Source organism: Vibrio sp. 9-16B-A1 (genome assembly GCF_056726165.1).
The window spans coordinates 1-3,027 of sequence record NZ_JBSDZD010000033.1; the positions used below are offsets into that span (position 1 = coordinate 1).

Sequence of the window (3,027 nt, forward strand, 5' to 3'; positions counted from 1 at the left end):
TGTAACCCTCCCTGTTTTAGTGGCATTCTAAATTAGAGGTTTTCCTGTTTTCATGCCTTGCTAAATACTCCCAGGGAGTCAGATCATTCAGTGATTCATGAGGGCGTTCATCGTTGTACTCCCTCATCCAGTTTTCCGTCAGTTCCCGGACTTCACTCAGTGTTTTGAACACATACATGTCCAGAACTTCTGTCCGGTACGTCCGGTTAAAACGCTCGATATACGAGTTTTCTGTGGGCTTTCCTGGCCGAATGAACTCAAGTTCCACCTTGTTTTTTTCTGCCCATTCAGCCAAAGCGGTTGAGATAAACTCTGGCCCATTGTCCATTCGCAGTTTTCCGGGATAGCCTCTCCAGGCAATGATACGTTCGAGAACCCGTATCACCCGTGGAGCGGGCAGATTCAGGTCCACTTCAATCGCGAGTACTTCACGGTTGAAGTCATCCACGACATTGAATGTGCGAAAGCGTCTGCCACAGTTCAGTGAGTCACTCATAAAGTCGATAGACCAACAGCTGTTGACCCAGTCCGGGCATATCAGGGGCGCGGGCTCGCGCTTGGGTAAGCGTTTTTTGCCCTTGCGGCGCATGTTCAGTTTCAGAGAACAGTAAACACGATGAACCCGTTTATGGTTCCATGCATGCCCCCAACGCCTGAGCACGGCAAATACCTTGCCAAATCCGTATGCAGGATACCGCTCAGTTACTTCCTGAAGTTTGGCTATCACCTCATCATCCCGGTGAGGATCTGGCCGGTAGCGATATACCGAATCACTGATGCCAACTGCGCGGCAGGCCATTCTCAGGCTGGTTTGGAACTGTTTGCGAACATAATCGACCAGTTCCCGTTTAACCGCTGGCTTTAGAGCTTTTTTTCCAGAATGTCTTTGACAATGCGATGCTCAAGGCTGAGATCAGCAAACATCTGTTTGAGCCTTCGATTCTCATCTTCAAGCTCTTTCAGGCGTTTCACATCCGATGCTTCCATACCACCATACTTGGATTTCCAGTTGTAGTAAGTCGCATCAGAGATGCCATATTCACGGCAAACTTCATTGACCTTTCGGCCTGCTTCCACTTCCTTGAGGATCCTGACGATTTGTGTCTCTGTGTAGCGTGATTTCTTCATCATGCGTTCTCCGTTTGTTTCAGTGTAAACGGAAAAGCTCTAATTACTAGTGACCAGTTTTTTGGGGAGGGTTACACCTTCTTGTAAAGGGATATCCTGTTTTTCATTTTCACTACGCCAGAATTCTTCTAACCCATCCGTTTGGTTAACAATTTCACTGTCCTCGCTAAAAAGCACAGCATCCGCATCAAAAGCAAAGCGAACTTGCTCTTCGTTCAAACTCGCCTCTGATTGAGGGGGCCTTTTTACTAATGCCGAGGCACATACTCCACTATCGATGACTTCTTGAGCATCTTGCTCATTGGTAGTTAGAAACAAGTCGACATAAAAAGCGTCTAAATAGATCGAACTCGCTTCACCAGCTGTAAATGCTGAACGCGTAATAGGGAGTTCTCTCCTACGAATTTCATTCAATACTCTAAAGCCAGTTTCCGGACTATTCCTTGAAATAACAACTACCTCGACTATTGGTGCATTATCTTTCGGACTTTTGTGCTTATTGAGATTTAGCAGTGACTTTACTAACGGCATAGCTGTACCATCATTTAGCGGTTCATCTTCGTACTCAAGCATATATGTTCGATATTCGTCTATCGCTGTGTTTGGATCTGTTTTGTTTTTTTCTCTAAAGATCTCATCAGCTTCAGATAAATCAAATAGTGCAGTAGCTGAAATCCCGACAACCAAAGTTTCTGTTAAATCTATTGGCATAATCCTTTCCCTTTCTGACGTATTAAAATTTTTCTGTGACGCAACTAACGCTTGATCCTTACGAATCCCCTCATAATTTCCTTTCAAAACAATGAGTAGACGCACATCGCCCTATCTGATCTAATGAATTTCGCCAAAAACACACCTTCACAGATAGATAAGAAAGAGATTCTTAGCGATGTGCGATATCCAGATTCTACAGCAAACACTGGCTCAACAGTGTCCCAACATTCACAAAAAACGACTTAATTCTCTGATACTTGCTACCAAATCCGTTCTCGACGGCGCTGAGTTGACCCTGACCAAAATTGGTCGTTCACTTGAAGCAAATACCACGGTAAAGCATTCAATTAAACGCATCGACAGACTCCTCGGAAACCACAACCTTCACCGAGAAAAAGACGCCATCTATAAATGGCATGCTTCACTTATTACCCACGCTAACCCCTTTCCTGTTGTTCTTGTCGATTGGTCTGATGTTCGAGAGCAACTACGGTACATGACCTTACGTGCGTCGATTGCTGTTAAGGGACGAGCGGTGACGCTATACGAGCAAGCTTTCGAATATAAACAGTACAACTCACCCAACAGTCACCAACTCTTCTTGAACAAACTGCAAACCATACTCCCTGACGGATGTGTTCCAATCATTGTTTCCGATGCTGGCTTTCGAAATACCTGGTTTCGACAAGTAGAAAGTAAAGGGTGGTTCTGGCTTGGCCGTGTTCGTGGCGAAGTCTCTATCAAACTTCCTAACCAAGCTTGGTGCTCGAACAAAACCTTCTATCCAGAAGCCACTGATAAACCGCGTTTTCTTGGTGAATGTGAACTAGCGAAACGCTCCCCTCTAAAGTGTTCTGCTTACTTGTATAAGGGTCAACCCAAAGGCAGAAAGGCACATCGTCACAGCAGAACTTGTCAAAAGCACTCGGCTGGAAAAGTATTCCTCAAAGGTGCAAAAGAACCGTGGTTACTTGTTACGAGTTTGCCCAATAACATCATGAATGGGATTCAGATAACTCAACTCTACTCAAAGCGAATGCAGATAGAAGAATCCTTTCGGGATCTCAAAAGTCCTGCTTATGGGTTAGCACTGAGGCACAATCGAACCCGATGCACCAAGCGCATCGACATCTTGTTGCTCATGGCGCTACTGGCCGAAATCATTATGTGGTGGAATGGGCTAAT

At 45.2% G+C, this 3,027-nt stretch carries 3 protein-coding genes; 1 reads left to right on the forward strand and 2 read right to left on the reverse strand.

The window, feature by feature from the left end:
• Positions 1-16: 16 nt before the first annotated feature.
• Both ACVB80_RS24220 and ACVB80_RS24225 read right to left on the reverse strand, forming a co-directional pair.
• Positions 17-1,128, reverse strand: a protein-coding gene (locus ACVB80_RS24220) for an IS3 family transposase (protein WP_481081072.1) whose coding sequence is annotated in 2 segments (ribosomal slippage) — positions 17-876 and positions 876-1,128 — 1,113 coding nt in all. Because the reading frame shifts where the segments join, the coding sequence is not laid out codon by codon here.
• A gap of 39 nt (positions 1,129-1,167) precedes the next feature.
• Entirely contained in the window at positions 1,168-1,839 is a 672-nt protein-coding gene (locus ACVB80_RS24225) for a 5'-nucleotidase (RefSeq protein WP_481083828.1), read from the reverse strand.
• Positions 1,840-2,017: 178 nt separating this feature from the next.
• On the opposite strand from ACVB80_RS24225, the gene ACVB80_RS24230 reads away from it, so the two are divergent.
• The coding region (locus ACVB80_RS24230) for an IS4 family transposase (protein ID WP_481080767.1) at positions 2,018-3,027 on the forward strand (1,010 nt) is incomplete at its 3' end.

Excerpts from the sequence above, each read along its gene's own strand:
- ACVB80_RS24225 (WP_481083828.1), bottom strand. The coding sequence starts at position 1,839 with ATGCCAATAGATTTAACAGAAACTTTGGTTGTCGGGATTTCAGCTACT.